Here is a 588-nt window from a genome sequence, read left to right on the forward strand (position 1 = left end):
TGGGGCGCCGGTGGTGGTGTCGATGGCGGCAATGGAGACACCGGTGTGGAAGCGCACGGTGCCGGTACGGGACGGGACTCGCTCGGCTGTCAGATATTCGCGTAGCGGCGCCCACAGCTCGTCGAAGTTGGTGCCGGCCACATCGAAGAGCAGGCCCTCGCTCGAGCCGAGGAAATAGATGTGGAACATGGTGGCCAGCTCCGCCGCGGACATGTGCGCCGGTTCGAGGAAGAAGCTGCGCGAGAACACCTCGAAAGCCAGGTGCCGGGCGGCGGCAGGGAAGTTGATCCGTTCCAGAAACGTCTCGGCATCGAGCCGGTCGAGTCGACGATAGATGTCGGGAACCGACACCGCTGCCAGCGGCGCCGCGGCACGGGGGTCGATGCGCATCAGGTCGCGCAGGCCGAATGTGGGGCTGCGCAGCACGAAGGCGAGCGCGTTCCATGGTGGCGTGCGAGGCAGACCGCGGAAGCTGTCTCGTCGACCGTATGCATCGATCAGGGGGTAATCGTCGAGCGGCGTCAGGAAGCGGAGTTCGGGGTCGGTGCGGCGCAACAATGCCCGCAAGTTGTAGTACTGCCGGAAGAA

General features: G+C 65.6%; 1 pseudogene. It reads right to left on the reverse strand.

The features are described from left to right. Positions 1-588 (reverse strand): annotated as a pseudogene (locus R1101_RS0125160) (isorenieratene synthase); the annotation flags it as partial.

This window comes from Rhodococcus sp. R1101 (assembly GCF_000278445.1).
Taxonomy (GTDB): Bacteria; Actinomycetota; Actinomycetes; order Mycobacteriales; family Mycobacteriaceae; genus Rhodococcus; species Rhodococcus gordoniae.